The sequence below is a fragment of the Pseudomonas zanjanensis genome (genome assembly GCF_014268745.2).
Classification (GTDB): Bacteria; Pseudomonadota; Gammaproteobacteria; order Pseudomonadales; family Pseudomonadaceae; genus Aquipseudomonas; species Aquipseudomonas zanjanensis.
On record NZ_JABWRB020000002.1, the window covers coordinates 755659 to 775361 of the forward strand.

Genomic DNA, 19703 nt, shown 5'->3' on the forward strand with positions numbered 1-19703 from the left:
GGTGCTCCGTGGATATCATCGAAACGATTAAAGACCAGATTGCCAACAACACCATCCTGCTTTACATGAAAGGCTCGCCGAACGCGCCACAGTGCGGTTTTTCGGCCAAGGCTGCCCAGGCGGTGATGGCGTGTGGCGAGAAGTTTGCCTACGTGGACATCCTGCAGAACCCGGAAATCCGCGCGAACCTGCCCAAGTACGCCAACTGGCCAACCTTCCCGCAATTGTGGGTGGGTGGTGAGCTGATCGGCGGTAGCGACATCATGACCGAGATGGCCGCTGACGGCTCTCTGCAGGCCACGATCAAGGCAGCTGTGGAAGCAGCGGCGGCGAATAAGACCGAAGCCTGATCCACATATCCGTATTCAGCACACAGTTTGTGGCTGAATGCGGACACTGTGGGAGCGGGCTTGCTCGCGAAAGCGGTGTGTCAGTCTCTGTTGATGTTTCTGGTACAACGCTTTCGCGAGCAAGCCCGCTCCCACAGGGGATTTAAGTGAGCCTGGGAACCCAGGCAATAAAAAGCCCCGCCTCTCGAAAGAGGGCGGGGCTTTTTAGTGGCTTGCTACTGGGAAACTTACTCTTCACCCATCTGCGATTGCAGGTAGTTCTCCAGACCGATCTTGTCGATCAGGCCCAGTTGGGTTTCCAGCCAGTCGATATGCTCTTCCTCGGATTCGAGGATGTCTTCCAGCAGTTCACGGCTACCGAAGTCGCCAACGCTTTCGCAATGGACGATGGCGGCCTTCAGGTCGGCATGGCCGGTGCGCTCGATGCGCAGGTCGCACTCGAGCATTTCCCGGGTGTGTTCGCCGATGTGCAGCTTGCCCAGGTCCTGGACGTTCGGCAGGCCCTCGAGGAACAGGATGCGCTTGATCAGCTTGTCCGCGTGCTTCATCTCGTCGATGGACTCGTGGTACTCGTGCTTGCCCAGCTTGTTCAGGCCCCAGTCCTCGTACATGCGCGCATGCAGGAAGTATTGGTTGATCGCGACCAGCTCATTGGCAAGGATCTTGTTGAGATGCTGGATGACTGTAATGTCGCCTTTCATGATGAGGCCTGCCCTGTAATAGCTGTGTATAGGGCGGAGTTTGAGCCGCGTATTTACCAGTGTCAAACCTAAGTTATTGAATAATAAATGAAAATTAATCGGAATAAGAATGTTTGTGTTCCGCGTCTGGACGCTAACTATTTGATTTGCAGGCATAAAAAAACCGGACATTAAGTCCGGTTCCTTGAAAAGCTGTGTTTACGCGGCAGTAAATTCTACCGGGTAAGGGATCGAGGCCTGTGCCGTTTGCACCTTGGCGAGGGTTTCACGCACCACTTCCTTGGCCAGGCAGGCACATTTGCCGCATTGGCTGGCTACGCCGGTGGCCTGGCGGACTTCGCGATAGCTGCAGCAACCTTCATAGATCGCTTCGCGGATTTGTCCGTCGGTGACGCCAGTGCAGAGGCATACATACATAAGTGAGAACCGTCGCTGGTTGTGACTCAATTGAGACGGATCTTAATGTTAACGAGAATGATTGTCAAAGTGGTTTCTCAAGGACTTTCACCCAGATGACGACAGGCTGACGAACGGTTTTATCCAGCGCGACGAAAGCGGCCCGCAGCGGGGCGGCGATTTTTCGATACCACGAAAAACCGTTGAAGACAGTCCAAATGCGCGGTGTATGATGGTCGGCCCTTGTAAGCGGGTTCGTGTCACAGGGCTGTCGCCTGAGGGTGGCAGGCTGGCCCGGACCTTGTTTTCACGCTATTACATCAGGAGATATCCCATGAGCGTACTCGTAGGCAAACAAGCCCCAGACTTTACCGTTCCAGCCGTCCTCGGCAACGGCGAAATCGTCGACAGCTTCACCCTGTCCTCGGCCATCAAAGGCAAATACGGCCTGGTGTTCTTCTATCCTCTGGACTTCACCTTCGTCTGCCCATCCGAGCTGATCGCACTGGATCACCGCATGGACGATTTCAAGGCGCGCAACGTTGAAGTGGTCGCTGTTTCGATCGACTCGCACTTCACCCACAACGCCTGGCGCAACACCCCGATCAACAATGGCGGTATCGGCCAGGTGAAATACACCATGGCTGCCGACATGAAGCACGAAATCGCCAAGGCCTATGACGTTGAGTCCGAAGGCGGCGTGGCTTTCCGTGGCGCGTTCCTGATCGACGACAAGGGTGTCGTCCGTTCGCAGATCATCAACGACCTGCCGCTGGGCCGTAACATGGAAGAGCTGATCCGTCTGGTCGACGCGCTGCAATTCCACGAAGAGCACGGCGAAGTCTGCCCGGCCAACTGGAAAAAAGGCGACAAGGGCATGACCGCATCGCCTGAAGGCGTTGCCGCTTACCTGGGCGAGCACAGCGACAAGCTGTAAGCGCACCCAGGCATAAAAAAAACCGGCCCTCGATGGGCCGGTTTTTTTATGGGCAGTGCAAGCCGAATGGTTGGCAGAGACGCAGAGCCCTTTGCACTGAACCCTGTGGCGAGGGAGCTTGCTCCCGCTGGGTGGCGTAGCCGCCCCAAATATTTTGTGAGCGCTTCGCGCTCAAGCGGGAGCAAGCTCCCTCGCCACAAGAGCCACAAGAGCCACAAGAGCCACAAGAGCCAGGCTTGGCCAATGTCAGTCGTCGAAATCCTGCCAGCCACCCATCTCTTTCCACCGGTTGACGATGCCGCAGAACAGCTCGGCGGTCTTCTCGGTGTCGTAGCGGGCCGAGTGGGCCTCGCGGCCATCGAAGTCGATGTCGGCTGCCTGGCAGGCCTTGGCCAAGACAGTCTGGCCGTACGCCAGGCCCGCCAAGGTCGCGGTGTCGAAGCTGGAGAACGGATGGAACGGGTTGCGCTTCATGTCCAGGCGCGCGACGGCGGCGTTGAGGAAGCCCAGGTCGAAGCTGCTGTTGTGGCCGACCAGGATCGCTCGCTTGCAACCGTTGGCTTTCAGCGCCTTGCGTACGCCACGGAAGATGTCGGTCAGGGCTGTTTCTTCGCTGACCGCCATGCGCAGCGGGTGATCGAGCTTGATCCCGGTGAACTCCAGGGCCGCCGCTTCGACGTTGGCGCCTTCGAACGGTTCGACGCGGAAGAAGTAGGTGTGATCAGGGAACACAAAGCCTTTTTCGTCCATGCCGATGGTGGTCGCGGCGATTTCCAGCAGGGCGTCGGTGGCGGAATTGAAACCACCGGTTTCGACATCGACGACGACCGGCAGATAACCACGGAACCGCGCGGCCATGGGGTGACGGGCGCCGCCCGAACCACCGTTGCCGTCCAGTTCGTCGTCGAAATGATCTTCACTCACGCGTTTTCCTCCAGCAGGCGCCAGCGCAGTTTTTCACCGGCGCGCAGCGGGATGACGGTCTGCTCGCCGAAGGGCAGGCTGACAGGGGCGGTCCATTCGTCACGGACCAGGGTAATACGATCGGTGTTCACCGGCAGGCCATAGAAACGCGGGCCGTGCAGGCTGGCAAAGCCTTCGAGCTTGTCCAGCGCGTTGCGCTGTTCGAACGCCTCGGCGTACATCTCGATGGCGGCGTAGGCGGTGTAGCAGCCGGCGCAACCGCAGGCCGCTTCCTTGGCGTGCTGGGCGTGGGGGGCCGAGTCGGTGCCGAGGAAAAACTTGGCGCTGCCGCTGGTGGCGGCGTCCAGCAAGGCTTCCTGGTGGGTATTGCGCTTGAGGATCGGCAGGCAATAGAAGTGCGGCCGGATCCCGCCCACCAGCATGTGGTTGCGGTTGTACAGCAGGTGATGGGCAGTAATGGTCGCGCCGACGTTGGCCGGTGCTTCGTTGACGAACTGCACGGCATCGCCGGTGGTGATGTGTTCGAACACCACCTTGAGGGTCGGGAAGCGCTCCACGACGCGGCGCATGTGCTCGTCGATGAAAATCTTCTCGCGGTCGAACACGTCGACGTCGCCCCGGGTGACTTCACCATGGATCAACAACGGCATGCCGACTTCGGCCATGGCCTCCAGCGCCGGGAAGATCTTGTCGATGCTGGTGACGCCGGAGTCGGAGTTGGTGGTCGCGCCGGCGGGGTACAGCTTGGCGGCGTGGACAAAACCGCTGGCCTTGGCGTCGCGAATCTCTTCGGGCTGGGTGCGGTCGGTGAGGTAAAGCACCATCAGCGGTTCGAAGCGGCTGCCAGCCGGGCGCGCGGCGAGGATACGCTGGCGATAGCCATCGGCCTCGGCGGCGTTGCGCACGGGCGGAACCAGGTTAGGCATGATGATTGCGCGCCCGAAGGTGCGCGCGACATCGGCGACGGTATGGGTCAACACAGCACCATCGCGAAGATGAATATGCCAGTCGTCGGGACGCAGCAGGGTCAGGCGGTCGGACATTGGGGGGCTTCCAGGCGGGTCAAACTCTGGGAATGCTACCGGAAAAGACCGATTCAGGCACCCGCTATCAAGTTCTGCGACAACTTACCGATAGCTCCTACAGGTGTGCCACGAATCCGTGCAGTACCCCGGACAGGCGTCATGCCCTCAAGCAGGCGTCGATCTTTGTATAAAAGTCAGTGGAGCCTCCCGTGCGCCAGCGTTATCTAGCCTTGCTCAGTGTGTTTGCCAGCCTTCCCGCCATGGCGCTCACTTTCCAGACCCGTCTGGAGAGCATCGAGTGGACGGTCGAAGGCGACAAGTTCGAGTGCCGGCTGAGCCAGCCGATCACCGATTTTGGCAGCGGCGAATTCGTGCGCAAGGCGGGGGAGCAGGCCACGTTCCGCCTGAAGGCTTATAACCCGATGCTCGGTGGTGGCTCCGCAACGTTGCTCGCGGCCGCGGCGCCCTGGCAGCCAGGACGGGGCGATATCAACCTGGGCTCGGTCAGGATCGGCAGCGGCGATGTGCTGTTCGACAGTTCCCAGGTACAGGCAGGCCGACTGATCAGCGGGTTGATGGAAGGCCGCAGCCCCGTGGTTCGACGCAACACCGAGGATGGGCGCGTTTCCGAAGTTCGGCTGCTGCCCGTGCGCTTCAACAAGGCGTTCAACGATTACCAGGGCTGCGTGGCGAAACTGTTGCCGAAAAACTTCGAACAGATCAAGCAAACCCAGATCGGCTTCCCCGGAGAGGGGATTGAGCTGGATGCTCGGGCCAAGGCTCAGTTGCAGGTCATGCTCGACTTTATCAAGGCAGACCCGAGCGTCAATCATGTCGAGCTTGATGGCCATTCCGACAACAGTGGCAACCGCCTGACCAACCGTGAGCTTTCACGCCGTCGGGCCCTGGCGGTTCAGGACTTCTTCAAGGCCAACGGCTTCCAGGAGTCCCAGTTCACCGTGCGCTTCCACGGCGAGCGTTATCCGCTGGTCGCCAATACCAACGCCGCCAATCGGGCCAAGAACCGTCGTGTCGTCGTAAAACTGGAGCGAGTGGCGGCCACCCAGGCCCCGGCGCCACAACCGCCAACACCAGCGGCAACGCCTGCATCACCTGCTGTGGCACCCGCTGCTGCGCCGGGCAAGACGGCGGCGCCGGTTGTCCCGGCCAAGGCGGTTGCGCCTGCTGCGACGGCTGCGCGCACTTCCTGATCCTGCGCGCATCGTCGCGCAGTCGACATAATCTGTCGCTTCGTCGTCATAAGCTGTCGCGCCTCTGTAAATTATCCGCGCTGGACGTTAGACTTCCCGGCTTTCCGTACAACCCGTGGAGTGATGGCATGGCGGACGTAAACAAGGTCGTTCTGGCGTATTCCGGCGGCCTGGACACTTCGGTGATCCTCAAGTGGCTGCAGGACACATATAACTGCGAAGTGGTGACCTTCACCGCTGACCTGGGGCAGGGCGAAGAAGTCGAGCCTGCACGCGCCAAGGCCCAGGCCATGGGCGTCAAAGAGATCTACATCGATGACCTGCGCGAAGAATTCGTCCGCGACTTCGTGTTCCCGATGTTCCGCGCCAACACCGTTTACGAAGGCGAGTACCTGCTGGGTACGTCCATCGCCCGTCCGTTGATCGCCAAGCGCCTGATCGAAATCGCCAACGAAACCGGCGCCGACGCCATTTCCCACGGCGCCACCGGCAAAGGCAACGACCAGGTACGTTTCGAACTGGGCGCCTATGCCCTCAAGCCGGGCGTGAAGGTCATTGCCCCGTGGCGTGAATGGGACCTGCTGTCTCGCGAAAAACTGATGGACTACGCCGAGAAGCACGCGATCCCGATCGAGCGCCACGGTAAGAAAAAGTCTCCGTACTCGATGGACGCCAACCTGCTGCACATCTCCTATGAAGGCGGCGTGCTGGAAGACACCTGGACCGAGCACGAAGAAGACATGTGGCGTTGGACCGTCTCCCCGGAGAAGGCCCCAGATACCCCGCAGTACCTGGAACTGACCTATCGCAACGGCGATATCGTCGCACTGGACGGCGTGGAAATGAGCCCGGCCACCGTGCTGGCGACCCTGAACCGCATCGGCGGCGAACACGGCATCGGTCGCCTGGACATCGTCGAGAACCGTTATGTCGGCATGAAGTCCCGCGGCTGCTACGAAACCCCGGGCGGCACCATCATGCTGCGCGCCCACCGGGCGATCGAATCGATCACCCTGGACCGCGAAGTGGCCCACCTCAAGGATGAGTTGATGCCCAAGTACGCCAGCCTGATCTACACCGGCTACTGGTGGAGCCCTGAGCGCCTGATGCTGCAACAGATGATCGATGCTTCCCAGACCAACGTGAACGGCGTGGTACGCCTGAAGCTGTACAAGGGCAACGTGATCGTGACCGGGCGCAAGTCCGACGACTCGCTGTTCGATGCCAACATCGCGACCTTCGAAGAGGACGGTGGTGCCTACAACCAGGCCGACGCCGCCGGCTTCATCAAGCTCAACGCACTGCGCATGCGCATCGCCGCGAACAAGGGTCGCAAGCTGTTCTGACCTTGGCTACCCAAAAAAACGGCCTGCCTTGAGCAGGCCGTTTTTTTGTCCTCTTTTTTTGTGCATGCCGCAGGTTCGTACCCGATGGCTCATTTATCCTGCCCGTGGGCTGCAAGATCTGTCTGGTTGTAGATGATGTACACGACGATGCCGGCGTGCCTTGAATGCTCCGTTCGACAGGTCTCGATCAAGCGCTGGGATTGGCTGCATAAGGTACACAGGGTGTCCGGCGATTCACGGCTGTGTCGATGCAGGCCTATCAGCAGCAGTCGTAGCTCCTTGCCCGTCTGGCGCAGCATTCGTTTACGCCGACCGGTCGTGTCATCCATGGTCTTTATAAAGTGTTTGCTCTTGCGAAAATCCGAAGGTGAATACAAGGAGCGATAATTGAAGTTGAGTGTGATGAAAAAAAGCAGCAACAGGTAAAACGGAAAGCTGATCAGGAACCAGAGGTAATACTCGCGATCCTGATCATCCAGGAACGGCAGGGAAATCGCCGCGGAAGTTTCGGATAACGTTGCGAATATGGCGATAAGGGTCATGGGGTTGGTGATGGTTTTCAAAGGTTTGTTCATGGTTAATGCTCATGGGATATTCATGCTCGGTGAGTAAAGTGAAAAAGAGTGTTTTGTGATAATAAGGTGTCGCGATAACTGTCAGGGATGCTGGCATTTAATGTCAGGCACCTGAGCGTCTTTTATATATGAATTTCTGTTGCTGAAGTGAGGTGAGTAAGTTTTAACAGCAAACAATTCAGTTACTCTTTATGAATAAAGAGCGTTCCGACGGTCAGTCCGCGACGGGCGGGGCGGTGAAAGAGCGCATTATTCGTGGGGAATACCGGAGTGTTGGTGAGGTCGATCTTTCTCTGAAAAAAATTCAGGACACATTTTTCCTGCCAGGATTTGTTGGAAATTTCTGTATAGCTTGTAGGTTCTGTCTCTCGGTGCGAGCGGTCAGGGGGGGGCAGTATGCCAAGGTAGAAATGACTAGGCTATTGTGCGTGCTCTAAAAATTCGAACAGCGAAGTTGGATTTGCCCATGAATAAAGTGCTGATCGTGGATGATCATCCCGTCATTCGTCTTGCTGTACGTTTGCTGATGGAGCGTCATGGATATGAGGTCGTTGCCGAAACCGACAACGGCGTCGATGCGCTACAACTTGCTCGTGAACTTATGCCCGACATCGTCATTCTCGATATCGGCATTCCGAAGCTGGACGGGCTCGAGGTTATTGCCCGTTTGGCGGCCATTCCTTCACCAATGAAAGTGCTGGTGCTGACTTCCCAGGCGCCTGGACATTTTTCGATGCGCTGCATGCAAACGGGGGCGGCCGGGTATGTTTGCAAGCAACAGGACCTTACTGAGTTATTAAGTGCAATAAAGGCAGTCCTGTCCGGTTATAGTTACTTTCCCAACCAGGCACTGCACACGGTGCGATCGAGCCTGGGTAATGCCAGTGAGTCCGATATGGTTGATCGGTTATCGGGGCGGGAAATGATGGTCTTGCAGCAACTGGCGCGCGGCAAGACCAACAAGGAAATCGCCGATGGCATGTTCTTGAGCAACAAGACCGTCAGTACTTACAAGACGCGCCTGTTATTGAAACTCAATGCCCGTTCGCTGGTCGACCTGATCGAACTGGCGCAGCGCAATGGGTTGGTGTGAGGCTTCAGGTCACGCGTACTCAGTAAAAAGCCTCCATCGGGGAGGCTTTTACGTGTCAGAGATCAAAGTCGTATTCGGCCAGTTGCTTCTGTAAACGACGCTCTTCCAACAGGTTATCGATGGTGCGCCGCTTGCTCAGGTTGGTTTTCGCCACTTCCGGCACGGCCACAGGTTCGACGTCGTCGGCTTCAGCGGCGGTGAATTCGTCTTCTACATCCAGTTGTTCTTTGCCAGCACTCATGGGTTCGACTCCAGGCTAAGACTGCCATTGGCGCTCCTTATATCGATAAACCACGAGCGGGTAAAAAAGATTTTTTCAATCGATGGATCGAGAAAAGCAATAGCGCCTCAATCGTCCGACGTCTTGTGCTTGTATTCGCATAAATCTTCGATCCGGCAACTGCCGCAGCGGGGCTTGCGGGCCAGGCAGACGTAGCGTCCGTGGAGGATGAGCCAGTGATGGGAGTCCAGCAGGTATTCCTTGGGGACAAATTTCATCAGCTTCTTCTCCACTTCCACCACGTTTTTGCCGGGGGCCAGCCCGGTACGGTTGCTGACGCGGAAAATGTGGGTGTCGACGGCCATGGTCAACTGCCGAAACGCGGTGTTGAGCACGACGTTGGCGGTTTTGCGACCGACGCCTGGAAGGGCCTCCAGCGCTTCACGGGTCTGGGGGATTTCACTGCCGTGGCGCTCGATCAGCAGGCGGCAGGTTTCAATCACGTTTTTAGCCTTGCTGTTGAACAGGCCGATGGTCTTGATGTACTCGGACAACCCTTCGACGCCCAGGGCATGGATCGCCTCTGGGGTATTGGCGACCGGGAACAGTTTGGCCGTGGCCTTGTTGACGCCGACGTCGGTGGACTGCGCCGACAGGATGACCGCGATCAGCAACTCGAACGGAGAGGAATAGGCCAGTTCGGTTTTCGGCTCCGGGTTGTCTTCGTGAAAGCGACGGAATATTTCCAGGCGTTTTGCGGCGTTCATGGGCGCGGCGTTTCCTCGAGGGTTGAAGGGGATTTGGCAGCCGTCCAAGCCTGTCGGGCCGCCAGCAGCAGCCCGAGCAGAATGAACCCGCCAGGAGCGAGCAAGGCCAGGGGCAGGCCGCTGCCGATCAGTTCACGGATGGCGCCCAGGCTGATCATCAAGAGGCCGAACACCCCAACCAGCCGCAGGCGCACAAGCAGGCGAGACTCAACGAAGAACCCACCATGCTCCAGCGCCACGCAGCTCAGGGCGATCCAGCCCATGTACAGGCTCAGCGGTTGATACAGTTCCAGCGCCCAGGCCTGAATGAGCAAGCCTGTACAGGTGGCCAGGGTGGTGGCCAGCACAATGGCTGCGAGCAGCCTTTGCCCGGACGTCAGGCGCTGCCGGACAAGCCCCATTGCCAAGCCTTGGCAGGAGAGAATCAGCGTCCAGGCCAGCCATAGCGCCAGTGCGCCGACTAATGAATGACTAGCGCCAACCAACGGGACGAGCAGCAGGCCGCGTGTCAGGCCCCATGGCTTATTCATCCGCAGACACTCCCGTTAACTGGGCCTTGTGCTCGTCGAAATAACGCAACGCGTCATGAACCGCCTGGAGCACCGCCCGGGACGTCACCGTTGCGCCGGTCAATTGATCGAACTGACCCTGGTCCTTTTTCAAGGCCCAGCCGCTGTCGTCAGGCGCCTGGCGTGATTTGCCGGTGAAGGTCTGCAACCAGGCGTTCGGCCAGCCGGCAATCGCCGCGCCCAACCCGGGCGTCTCGGCTTGGCGCAGGGTCTTGACCCCCAGCAACCGGCCATGTGGATCGATGGCGACCAGCAATTCGATGCTGCCTTCATAACCCAGCGCCTGGCTACGCAGCAGCACGGCGCTGGGCTGGCCGTTGCGGGTCGCCAGGTAACCGCCCAGCAGCGTGCTATGGGCCAAGGTTACCGAGGTTGTGAAAACGGGGTGCGCCAACGGCTGATTGTCATAGCGGGCAGTGGGCAGTACCTCGAGCAAGGTCTTGTTCGCCAGCATCTGTCGCTGGGCCTCGATGCGCCCGGTCGTGCCGAGCTGCGTGAGGTAAGTGGCACCGCTACCGAGGCCAATCAACAGGACCAGGATTGCCACGCCGCCGGGATTCTTCATGTTAGCGGCCGCCGTTGTCGCGCCTCGGCGAATCGGTCCAGTGCCGGCACGCCGAGGTTCATCAGCAACACGGCGAACGCCACGCCGTCCGGGTAGCCGCCCCAGGTTCGGATCAGGTAGATCAGCAGTCCCATGCCCGCACCAAACAGCAGCCGGGCAAGCGGGGTCTTGGGCCCCGAGACAGGTTCGGTCGCGATAAAAAAGGCGCCGAGCATGGTCGCGCCGCTGAACAGATGAAACAGCGGTGAACCATGGGAATCGGAACCCGACCCGTTCCAGCACAACAGGCTGATGATGAACAGGCTCGCCAGCAGGCCCACCGGCGCATGCCAACTGAACACCCGTTGCTGCAACAGGAACAGGCCGCCTGCCAGGAAGGCCAGATTGACCCATTCGGCGCCTCGACCACCGAAACGCCCGAACGCCGGATCGGTGCCGAACAGTTCATCGATGGTCAGGTTCGTGTTGGTCCGCAGGCTGTCCAAGGCGGTCGCCCCGGCCCAGGCATCGGGCGCCGGATGAGTGCCGAACACTTGTTGCAAACCTTCCAGCAGGCCCATGCCGTGGGGCGCGGGCCATTGACTCATCTGGGCGGGAAACGCCACCAGCACCAAGGCGTATCCGAGCATCGCCGGGTTGAACGGGTTGCTGCCGACGCCGCCCCACAGGTGCTTGCCGAACAGCAAGGCGCAGGCGGCCGCCGTGACGGTCAGCCACCAGGGGCAATACGCCGGCAAGGCCAGGGCCAGCAGCGTGGCACTGACCAGCGCGCTGCCATCGTTCAGTTCGGGTTTGAGTGGTCGCTGCCGCACACGCAACACGAACGCTTCGACCGCCAGCGCGGTGAGGCCGGACAATAGCAGGTTGAGCGCCACGCCCCAGCCTTGGAACCACAGCAGCGCCAGCACGCCGGGCAGCGTCGCCAGCAACACTTGCATCATCGCTGGTCGCAGCCGTTCGTCCACCGGCTCAGGAAGCGGCATGGGCGTCCACCTGGCGTTCGGCATCCTTCACCGCTTGCTCCAGCGCCTGCAACTGTTCATCCGACACCGCGGCCGTCCGGGCTTTGCTGAGTTCGGCGCGGCGCATCGCCAGTTGGATCTTGGCCCGCTTCAGCTCGGCGTTTTGCGCCGGTGCCGGGGGCGCGGTGACCGCAGGTGCGGCGTTTTCCAGTTGGCTCAGGGCCTGCTCGGCGGCTTCGAACTGGCGTTGCAGCACGATCAGTTGCGACTGCTGCTCGAAGGTCGGCGGATGGCCGAACGCTTTCAAGGATTTGTTCAATTGCGCCCGGCTCATGGCCAGGTCAATCTTGGCTTTTTTCAAGGCGGCATCGGCGGTGGCGGCTTTTTGCGCGCGTACGCGTTCCAATGCGGCTTGTACGGGGTCGAGCGACTGCTCCTTGGCCTGCGCCGCCCTGTGGGTACGGGCCAAGCGCTCCGCCTGGCGCTGTTCTTCTTCGCGGCGCAGGCGCGCATTGCGTTGTTCGAAGCGACGTCTGGCGTGGTTGCGCTTGGCGGTTCGCGCCTGTAGCTCATCGGTACTGAAGGCCAGGCCACCGACAATCGGCAGCACGGTCGCCATTGGCAGGGGGTGCATCTCGATGCAATCGACCGGGCAGGGCGCTACGCAAAGGTCGCAACCTGTGCATTCATCGATGAGAACGGTGTGCATCAGCTTGGCCGCGCCAACAATCGCGTCCACCGGACAGGCCTGGATGCACTTGGTACAGCCGATGCATTCGGCTTCGCGGATAAAGGCGATTTGCGCCGGGGCCGCGCCGCGGCTGGTGTCCAGTTCCAGCACGGGTATTTTCATCAGCTCGGCCAGGGCCGCGATGGTTTCGCGCCCACCGGGCGGGCATTTGTTGATCGGCTCGCCTTGGGCGATGCCTTCGGCGTAGGGCTTGCACCCTGGGTGGCCGCATTTGCCGCATTGGGTTTGCGGCAGCAGGGCATCGATACGTTGAATCAGGCTCATGTCTTGACCAGCCCGCGCAATCCGAGAAAGACCACCGCCATCAGTCCGGCGCTGATCAACTGAATCGGCAGGCCCCGAAAGGGCAGGGCAATAGCGTTATTGGAGGTGCGCTGGCGCAAATCGTCGAACAGGCTCAGCACCAGCCAGAAACCCAGCCCGGCACCCAGGCTCAGGGCCATGGCGTGGCCCAGGCCTCGATCATCCTGGCTGTTGAGCAGCGTCACGCCCAGTACGCCGGCATTGCCCAGCAACAGCGGCCACAGCCCATCGAATGGCAGGGTCGGCAGCCAGCGCGCCAGCAGGCGCAGCAAGGGGGCGATCAGCAAGATGCTCAAGGACAGCCACGCCAACAGGCGCAGCGACACCAGGTTTGTCGGCGTCAACAGCCCATGTTCGATCAGGTAGCCCAGGGTGCCGACGACCAGCATCAAGCACGTCGTCGCCAGGCCCAAGGCGTGCACCTGCTTTCTGCCGCTGGCCGCCAGCAGTGGATCGACGCCCAGCGGCCAGTGCAACACCAGGTTGTTGATCAGGGCAGCGCTAAACAGCGTGAGGAGGATTTCGGTCATGGGCGTGTTGGTGACGAGGGGCCTGTTACAAGATTAGGCATTATCCGGCACGCCGGGCGCGTGGGCCAGATATGAAAATCCCACAGCCACCTGCGAGGCGACTGTGGGATCGGTGCAGCGGGAGTCGTATTACTTGATCCGCTGGCCCGGCTTGGCGCCGCTGTCAGGGCTCAACAGGTAGATTTCCTCACCGCCGGGGCCCGCCGCCATCACCATGCCTTCGGAGATGCCGAAGCGCATTTTGCGCGGCTTGAGGTTGGCGATCATCATCGTCAACCGACCTTCAAGCTTGGCCGGGTCCGGGTAGGCGCTCTTGATGCCGGAGAACACGTTGCGTTGCTCGTCGCCGATGTCCAGGGTCAGGCGCAACAGCTTGTCGGCCCCTTCGACGGCTTCGGCCTTGACGATCAGCGCCACGCGCAGGTCAACGGCGGCGAAGGCATCGAAATCGATTTCCGGCGACAGCGGGTCCTTGGCCAGTTCGCCGTTGCCGGCAGGGGCGCCAGTGTCGGTCTGGCTGGCGGCCAGGTCTTCCTTGGAGGCGTCGATCATGGCTTGGACCTTGGCGGAATCGATACGGGTCATCAACGGCTTGAACTCGTTCAACTGATGGTTGCTCAGCAGGGTCTGGTGGTCGTTCCAGGTCAGCGGCGCAACGTTCAGGAACGCTTCGGCATCGGCGGCCAGCAGCGGCAGCACCGGCTTGAGGAAGATCACCAACTGGCGGAACAGATTGATGCCCAGGGCGCAGATGGCCTGGACTTCGTCCTGCTTGCCTTCCTGCTTGGCCAGCGACCAAGGGGCCTTGTCGGCGATCCAGGCGTTGGCGCGGTCGGCCAGGGCCATGATTTCGCGCATGGCGCGGGCAAAATCGCGGCTCTCGTAGGCTTCGGCGATGCTGGGCGCGGCCGCCAGGAAGGCGTCGGTCAGTTCCGGCGCGGCGTTACCGGCGACCAGGGCGCCGGCGTTGCCCTTGTGGATGAAGCCGGCGCAACGGCTGGCAATGTTGACGACCTTGCCCACCAGGTCGGAGTTGACCTTTTGCACGAAGTCTTCGAGGTTCAGGTCGAGGTCATCGACGCCACGGCCGAGCTTGGCGGCGTAGTAGTAGCGCAGGTATTCCGGCGACAGGTGGTCCAGGTAGGTCCGGGCCTTGATGAAGGTACCGCGGGACTTGGACATTTTCTGCCCGTTGACGGTCAGGTAACCGTGGACGTTGATGGCGGTCGGCTTGCGGAAACCGGCACCTTCGAGCATCGCTGGCCAGAACAGCGCATGGAAATTGACGATGTCCTTGCCGATGAAGTGATACACCTCGGCGGTGGAGTCCTTGCCCCAGAACGCGTCGAAGTCCAGCTCCGGCGTGCGGTCGCACAGGTTCTTGAAGCTCGCCATGTAGCCGATGGGCGCATCCAGCCACACGTAGAAATACTTGCCAGGCTCGCCGGGGATTTCAAAGCCGAAGTACGGTGCATCGCGGGAAATGTCCCACTCTTGCAGGCCGGAGTCGAGCCATTCGGCGAGCTTGTTGGCCACCGCGTCGTGCAAGGTGCCACTGCGGGTCCAGGTTTGCAGCATCGCCTGGAAATCCGGCAGCTTGAAGAAGAAATGCTGGGAATCCCGGAGCACCGGGGTGGCGCCGGAAATCGCCGACTTCGGGTCTTTCAGGTCGGTCGGTGCGTAGGTGGCGCCGCATTTCTCGCAATTGTCGCCGTACTGGTCTTCGGTGCCGCATTTCGGGCAGGTGCCCTTGATGAAGCGGTCGGCCAGGAACATGTTCTTTTCCGGATCGAAATATTGGGTGACAGAACGGGTGGCGATATGCCCGGCGTCACGCAGCTTCAGATAGATCTGGCTCGACAGCTCACGGTTTTCTTCGGCGTGAGTGGAGTGGAAGTTGTCGAAGTCCACCAGGAACTCGGCAAAGTCGGCGCTGTGTTCAGCCTGGACGTTGGCGATCAGCTGTTCCGGGGTGATGCCTTCCTTTTCCGCACGCAGCATGATGGCCGAACCGTGGGCGTCGTCGGCGCAGACATAGATGCACTGGTTGCCGCGATGTTTCTGGAAGCGCGTCCACATATCGGTCTGGATGTATTCCAGCATATGGCCGAGGTGAATCGAACCATTGGCATAGGGCAGGGCGCTGGTGACGAGGATCTTGCGTGGCTCGGACATGGGGCTCGGCTACTTGATGAAACGGAGGTCGGCCACTATAAAGCGCCGGGAAATATATTTCACCCCACTGGCCTGTTTGTGGCGAGGGAGCTTGCTCCCGCTGGGGGGCGAAGCCGCCCCAAAATGGTTCTACGCCCTGGCGTATCGGCAGCGTCAGCCTCGTTGCGACTGCTGCGCAGCCGAGCGGGAGCAAGCTCCCTCGCCACAAGAGCGTTCGTCGCCCTTAATCGGGTCGCCACAAAAGCACGCGCGGCGTAGGATAGCGGCCTGTTTTTCAAGTCTTGCTATCGGAGTTGCCCATGAGCGCCGTCAACCGCGCAGCGGTGGAAACCGTCCTTCGCCAGTACACCGACCCCTACCTGAACCAGGACCCGGTCAGCGCCGGATGCGTGCGCGCCATCGACATCCAGGGCGATCGCGTCAGCGTCCAGCTGGAAATCGGCTACGCCGCCGACCTGTTCAAGAGCGGCTGGGCGCAGATGCTGCAAATGGCGATCGAAGGCCTGGACGGCGTGACTGTCGCGAGCGTCCAAGTCACCAGCGTCATCGCCGCGCACAAGGCCCAGGCCCAGGTGCCGGGGCTGGCGAACGTCAAGAACGTGATCGCCGTGGCCTCGGGCAAGGGCGGCGTGGGCAAGTCCACCACCGCCGCCAACCTGGCCCTGGCCCTGGCCCGTGAAGGGGCGAAGGTCGGGATTCTCGATGCGGACATCTACGGTCCGAGCCAGGGCATCATGTTCGGGATCGCCGAGGGCACCCGGCCCCAGGTCAAGGATCAGAAGTGGTTCGTGCCGCTGCAGTCCCATGGCGTGGAAGTCATGTCCATGGCCTTCCTGACCGACGACAACACGCCGATGGTCTGGCGCGGGCCGATGGTGTCCGGTGCCTTGCTGCAACTGGTTACGCAAACCGCGTGGGGCGACCTGGATTACCTGGTGATCGACATGCCGCCGGGCACTGGCGATATCCAACTGACCCTGGCGCAGAAAGTCCCGGTGGCCGGTGCGGTGATCGTCACCACCCCCCAGGACCTGGCCCTGCTGGACGCGCGCAAGGGCGTGGAGATGTTCCGCAAGGTGAACATCCCGGTGCTGGGCGTGGTAGAGAACATGGCCGTGCACATCTGCTCCAATTGCGGCCATGCCGAGCACCTGTTCGGCGAAGGTGGCGGGGAAAAACTGGCGACCCAGTACGGCGTCGAATTGCTGGCTTCGCTGCCGCTGTCGATGGTGATCCGCGAACAGGCCGACGGCGGCAAACCGACGGTCATCGCCGAGCCGGACAGCCAGATCGCCATGGTCTATCAGGAACTGGCCCGCCACGTGGGCGCGCGGATCGTGTTGCAGGAAGCGGCCATGCCGGCGATGCCGAACATCACTGTCAGCGACGATTGATGCTTTGAAACACAATCCCCTGTGGGAGCGGGCTTGCTCGCGAATGCAGTGTGTCATTCAACGAATAAGTTGACTGATCCAGCGCATTCGCGAGCAAGCCCGCTCCCACATTGGGTTATGCAGTGGGTTTAGATCCGCATCCCGCCATCCATCTCCAGGATCCGACCGGTGTAGTAATCGTTCTCGAAGATATACGCCGCCGAATGGGCAATTTCCTCGGGTTTCCCCATGCGCTTGAGCGGGATCGCGGAGGTCATTCTTTCCAAGGCCTCGGGCTTCATGCCCAGGGTCATCTCGGTTTCGATGAAACCCGGTGCGATGCCGGCGACACGGATGCCGTAGCGCGCCAGCTCCTTGGCCCAGGTCACGGTCGCTGCGGCCACGCCGGCCTTGGCAGCCGAGTAGTTGGTCTGGCCGACATTGCCGGCGCGGGAGATCGACGAGATATTGATGATGGCGCCGCTGTTCTTCAGCTCGACCATTTTCGCCGCCACTTCACGGGTGCACAGGAACACACCGGTGAGGTTGACATCGATCACCGCCTGCCACTGGGCCAGGCTCATCTTGGTCATTTCGCCATCCTTGACCTTGAGCAGCAGGCCGTCGCGCAGGATCCCGGCGTTGTTGATCAAGCCGTGGATCGCGCCGAAGTCCTCGGCCACCCGGGCGACCATGTCGATCACCTGATCTTCATTGGCGACGTTGCACAGGTAGGCACGGGCCTCGACGCCCTTGGCCGCGCAGGCGGCCACCGCCTGGTCGAGTTTTTCCTGGTTGAGGTCCACCAGGGCCAGCTTCGCGCCTTTACCCGCGAAATACTCGGCCATGGAGCGACCCAAGCCCTGGCAACCGCCGGTGATAATGATTACTTTGTCAGTGAGTTGCATTCTCATGTCCAGATGGCGCAGCGGTGGAGGGGACCCTTTGGGCGGCCTCTCGATTCGCGACGGTGTAGCCCGACTGCATACGAGAATCGTCCCCTAGGTGTACCGGAACATTACTCCACTCGCCTGACCGTTTTCTAGACGGTTTTTATAAAAGGAGTCATAAATTGAGCGTTGAAGCTGCCAAGCATGCCCGGGAACTGCTGCTCAAGGAATACCGTGGAATGCTCTCCACGCATTCCAAATCGATGCCCGGTTTTCCGTTCGGTTCCGTCGTGCCCTATTGCCTGGACGCAGAAGGCCGGCCGCTGATCCTGATCAGCCGCATTGCCCAGCACACGCACAATCTGCAAAAAGACCCCAAGTGTTCGATGCTGGTGGGCGAGCGCGGTGCCGAGGATGTGCAGGCCGTCGGGCGCCTGACTTACCTGGCCGAGGCCCGGAAACTCGAAGACAGCGCCGCCATCGAGGCGGCCGCCGAGCGTTATTACCGCTATTTCCCTGACTCGCAGAACTACCACAAGGCCCACGATTTCGATTTCTGGGTGCTCGACCCGGTGCGCCATCGCTACATCGGCGGCTTCGGCGCCATTCACTGGATCGACTCGCTCACCCTGGCCAATCCCTTCGCCGGCAAGGCCGAAGCCAGCATGATCGAGCACATGAACGCCGATCACGCCAAGGCCATTGCCCATTACGTGACGCTCGCCGGCCTGCCGAAAAGCGAACCGGCGCAACTGGTGGGCATCGACAGCGAAGGCATGCACCTGCGTATCGGGCAGGGCTTGCACTGGCTGGCGTTTCCAACGCCTTGCAACACGCCGACACAAGTACGCGAAGCCTTGGTTTACCTGGCTCACGCCGAGCAATGGCCAAAAAATGCCGAGGCCGACGCTTGAATTCACGAAAGGTCGACGTCATTTAGGTTTTCATAGCAAGGCATTCTTGCGTAGAGGAACCCTTTGATGCGCCCTTTTTTGTTGCTCTTTCTGCTGTTCCCGGTGTTGGAGCTGTTCGTATTCGTCAAGGTCAGCGGTGCGATCGGTTTTTTCCCGGCGCTGCTGCTGGTCATTCTCGGCTCGATGCTCGGCGTGTTCGTGCTGCGAATTGCCGGTCTCGCCACGGCGCTGCGTGCCCGTGAAAGCCTGAGCCGTGGCGAGCTGCCCGCCCAGACCATGCTCGAAGGCCTGATGCTGGCCTTGGGTGGCGGCCTGTTGATCCTGCCAGGCTTCATCAGCGACGTGCTGGGCCTGGTCATGCTTTTGCCGTTCACCCGTCGGTTGCTGGCCAATAAAATGCGCCAGCGCGCCGAGGAGCAGGCGATGCGCCAACGGGCCTTCGCCGATGACCTCCAGCCCCGCGGCGGGCCGGCTCCGCGCGAGCCCGTGGGTCGTGAGCCCAACGTGATCGAAGGTGAATTCGAACACCGGGATTCCAAGTAAAACTTTCTCCACGGCGCCTTCGGGCGCCGTGTTCGTTTTGGTTGCGTGAAGTAAAAAATTTTCTGCTTGCGCCCTTGTAATCCACTTGTACGCCCTTATGTAACGGTCACCGCAAGGTTTCCGGTGGCGACACCGGACAGACTTCCGCGGTTCGACTGACGAACCGCAACCGGCTCTGCCGGCTTTGTTAAACCCGCCGGGACTACACCGGCCGATGAAAACCAAAAATTAGGAGAGATCGACAATGAAGCTTCGTCCTCTGCATGACCGCGTCGTCATCCGTCGCAGCGAAGAAGAGAAGAAAACCGCTGGCGGTATCGTCCTGCCAGGTTCGGCTGCTGAAAAAGCCAACCACGGTGAAGTTCTCGCTGTAGGTCCAGGCAAGGCACTGGAAAACGGTGAAGTACGTGCGCTGGCCGTGAAAGTGGGTGACAAGGTTGTGTTCGGCCCTTACTCCGGCAGCAACACAGTGAAAGTCGACGGCGAAGACCTGCTGGTAATGAGCGAGAACGAAATCCTCGCTGTTCTCGAAGGCTGATTCCCCCGCCCATTTTCCCGTTACTACAAAGTATTTAAGGAATAT

General features: G+C 60.4%; 23 protein-coding genes. 9 read left to right on the top strand and 14 right to left on the bottom strand.

The window, feature by feature from the left end; translation table 11 throughout:
* Positions 1-8 precede the first annotated feature (8 nt).
* Positions 9-350: a Grx4 family monothiol glutaredoxin gene (gene grxD / locus HU715_RS19125; protein ID WP_018614171.1), complete on the top strand. Its 342-nt coding sequence runs from the start codon at positions 9-11 to the stop codon at positions 348-350.
* A gap of 227 nt (positions 351-577) precedes the next feature.
* Here grxD and bfr read toward each other — a convergent pair whose 3' ends face one another.
* Both bfr and HU715_RS19135 read right to left on the bottom strand, forming a co-directional pair.
* The gene (gene bfr, locus HU715_RS19130; protein ID WP_186706323.1) at positions 578-1051 is read right to left on the bottom strand and encodes a bacterioferritin; all 474 of its coding nucleotides are present in this window, start codon (positions 1049-1051) and stop codon (positions 578-580) included.
* A 198-nt stretch (positions 1052-1249) separates the two neighbouring features.
* A complete protein-coding gene (locus tag HU715_RS19135; RefSeq protein WP_003178704.1) occupies positions 1250-1468 on the bottom strand; it encodes a bacterioferritin-associated ferredoxin in 219 nt (72 codons plus the stop codon).
* A 313-nt stretch (positions 1469-1781) separates the two neighbouring features.
* On the opposite strand from HU715_RS19135, the gene HU715_RS19140 reads away from it, so the two are divergent.
* Positions 1782-2384, top strand: coding sequence for a peroxiredoxin (locus HU715_RS19140; protein WP_003204949.1), 603 nt, complete (start codon positions 1782-1784; stop codon positions 2382-2384).
* A 246-nt stretch (positions 2385-2630) separates the two neighbouring features.
* Here the strand turns inward: HU715_RS19140 and rnt are convergent, their stop codons facing one another.
* Both rnt and pyrC read right to left on the bottom strand, forming a co-directional pair.
* The gene (gene rnt / locus HU715_RS19145; RefSeq protein WP_003204947.1) at positions 2631-3308 is read right to left on the bottom strand and encodes a ribonuclease T; all 678 of its coding nucleotides are present in this window, start codon (positions 3306-3308) and stop codon (positions 2631-2633) included.
* The gene (pyrC, locus tag HU715_RS19150) at positions 3305-4351 is read right to left on the bottom strand and encodes a dihydroorotase (RefSeq protein WP_186706322.1); all 1047 of its coding nucleotides are present in this window, start codon (positions 4349-4351) and stop codon (positions 3305-3307) included. Before pyrC ends, rnt begins: the two co-directional genes overlap by 4 nt.
* Positions 4352-4542: 191 nt before the next feature.
* Here pyrC and HU715_RS19155 point away from each other — a divergent pair, with 191 nt between their 5' ends.
* Both HU715_RS19155 and HU715_RS19160 read left to right on the top strand, forming a co-directional pair.
* Positions 4543-5544 (top strand): OmpA family protein, encoded by a 1002-nt coding sequence (locus HU715_RS19155; protein ID WP_186706321.1) that lies wholly within the window; start codon positions 4543-4545, stop codon positions 5542-5544.
* Positions 5545-5672: 128 nt separating this feature from the next.
* Complete coding sequence (locus HU715_RS19160) at positions 5673-6890, top strand: argininosuccinate synthase (protein ID WP_053124536.1); 1218 nt, start codon at positions 5673-5675, stop codon at positions 6888-6890.
* An 89-nt stretch (positions 6891-6979) separates the two neighbouring features.
* Here the strand turns inward: HU715_RS19160 and HU715_RS27540 are convergent, their stop codons facing one another.
* A complete protein-coding gene (locus HU715_RS27540; protein WP_346343468.1) occupies positions 6980-7465 on the bottom strand; it encodes a hypothetical protein in 486 nt (161 codons plus the stop codon).
* A 466-nt stretch (positions 7466-7931) separates the two neighbouring features.
* Here HU715_RS27540 and HU715_RS19170 point away from each other — a divergent pair, with 466 nt between their 5' ends.
* Positions 7932-8558: a response regulator transcription factor gene (locus tag HU715_RS19170; RefSeq protein ID WP_186706320.1), complete on the top strand. Its 627-nt coding sequence runs from the start codon at positions 7932-7934 to the stop codon at positions 8556-8558.
* Between the two features lie 55 nt (positions 8559-8613).
* Here HU715_RS19170 and HU715_RS19175 read toward each other — a convergent pair whose 3' ends face one another.
* From HU715_RS19175 to metG, 8 genes are all read right to left on the bottom strand, one after another.
* Positions 8614-8799 (bottom strand): PA3496 family putative envelope integrity protein, encoded by a 186-nt coding sequence (locus tag HU715_RS19175; RefSeq protein ID WP_186706319.1) that lies wholly within the window; start codon positions 8797-8799, stop codon positions 8614-8616.
* Between the two features lie 107 nt (positions 8800-8906).
* Positions 8907-9545 (bottom strand): endonuclease III, encoded by a 639-nt coding sequence (gene nth / locus HU715_RS19180; RefSeq protein ID WP_186706318.1) that lies wholly within the window; start codon positions 9543-9545, stop codon positions 8907-8909.
* Positions 9542-10075 (bottom strand): Rnf-Nqr domain containing protein, encoded by a 534-nt coding sequence (locus HU715_RS19185; RefSeq protein ID WP_186706317.1) that lies wholly within the window; start codon positions 10073-10075, stop codon positions 9542-9544. The genes nth and HU715_RS19185 overlap by 4 nt, the downstream gene beginning before the upstream one ends.
* Positions 10068-10679, bottom strand: a complete 612-nt coding sequence (locus tag HU715_RS19190; protein WP_186706316.1) for an RnfABCDGE type electron transport complex subunit G — start codon at positions 10677-10679, stop codon at positions 10068-10070. The genes HU715_RS19185 and HU715_RS19190 overlap by 8 nt, the downstream gene beginning before the upstream one ends.
* On the bottom strand, positions 10676-11662 hold the full coding sequence (locus tag HU715_RS19195) for an RnfABCDGE type electron transport complex subunit D (RefSeq protein WP_186706315.1): 987 nt from the start codon (positions 11660-11662) through the stop codon (positions 10676-10678). Before HU715_RS19195 ends, HU715_RS19190 begins: the two co-directional genes overlap by 4 nt.
* The gene (rsxB, locus tag HU715_RS19200) at positions 11649-12656 is read right to left on the bottom strand and encodes an electron transport complex subunit RsxB (RefSeq protein WP_186706314.1); all 1008 of its coding nucleotides are present in this window, start codon (positions 12654-12656) and stop codon (positions 11649-11651) included. The genes HU715_RS19195 and rsxB overlap by 14 nt, the downstream gene beginning before the upstream one ends.
* Positions 12653-13225 carry an Rnf-Nqr domain containing protein gene (locus tag HU715_RS19205; protein WP_186706313.1) on the bottom strand — a complete coding sequence of 191 codons (573 nt, stop codon included), beginning with the start codon at positions 13223-13225 and terminating at the stop codon, positions 12653-12655. The genes rsxB and HU715_RS19205 overlap by 4 nt, the downstream gene beginning before the upstream one ends.
* 129 nt (positions 13226-13354) lie before the next feature.
* The gene (metG, locus tag HU715_RS19210; RefSeq protein ID WP_186706312.1) at positions 13355-15400 is read right to left on the bottom strand and encodes a methionine--tRNA ligase; all 2046 of its coding nucleotides are present in this window, start codon (positions 15398-15400) and stop codon (positions 13355-13357) included.
* 299 nt (positions 15401-15699) lie between these two features.
* On the opposite strand from metG, the gene apbC reads away from it, so the two are divergent.
* Entirely contained in the window at positions 15700-16794 is a 1095-nt protein-coding gene (gene apbC, locus HU715_RS19215) for an iron-sulfur cluster carrier protein ApbC (protein ID WP_186706311.1), read from the top strand.
* Positions 16795-16922: 128 nt separating this feature from the next.
* Here the strand turns inward: apbC and HU715_RS19220 are convergent, their stop codons facing one another.
* Complete coding sequence (locus tag HU715_RS19220; protein ID WP_186706310.1) at positions 16923-17681, bottom strand: SDR family oxidoreductase; 759 nt, start codon at positions 17679-17681, stop codon at positions 16923-16925.
* Positions 17682-17845: 164 nt separating this feature from the next.
* Here HU715_RS19220 and HU715_RS19225 point away from each other — a divergent pair, with 164 nt between their 5' ends.
* The 3 genes from HU715_RS19225 to HU715_RS19235 all read left to right on the top strand — a co-directional run bounded on the left by HU715_RS19225 (position 17846) and on the right by HU715_RS19235 (position 19658).
* Positions 17846-18577 (top strand): HugZ family pyridoxamine 5'-phosphate oxidase, encoded by a 732-nt coding sequence (locus HU715_RS19225; RefSeq protein ID WP_186706309.1) that lies wholly within the window; start codon positions 17846-17848, stop codon positions 18575-18577.
* Positions 18578-18643: 66 nt separating this feature from the next.
* Positions 18644-19120, top strand: coding sequence for an FxsA family protein (locus HU715_RS19230; protein ID WP_039591771.1), 477 nt, complete (start codon positions 18644-18646; stop codon positions 19118-19120).
* Between the two features lie 244 nt (positions 19121-19364).
* The gene (locus HU715_RS19235; RefSeq protein WP_003204913.1) at positions 19365-19658 is read left to right on the top strand and encodes a co-chaperone GroES; all 294 of its coding nucleotides are present in this window, start codon (positions 19365-19367) and stop codon (positions 19656-19658) included.
* Positions 19659-19703: the final 45 nt, after the last annotated feature.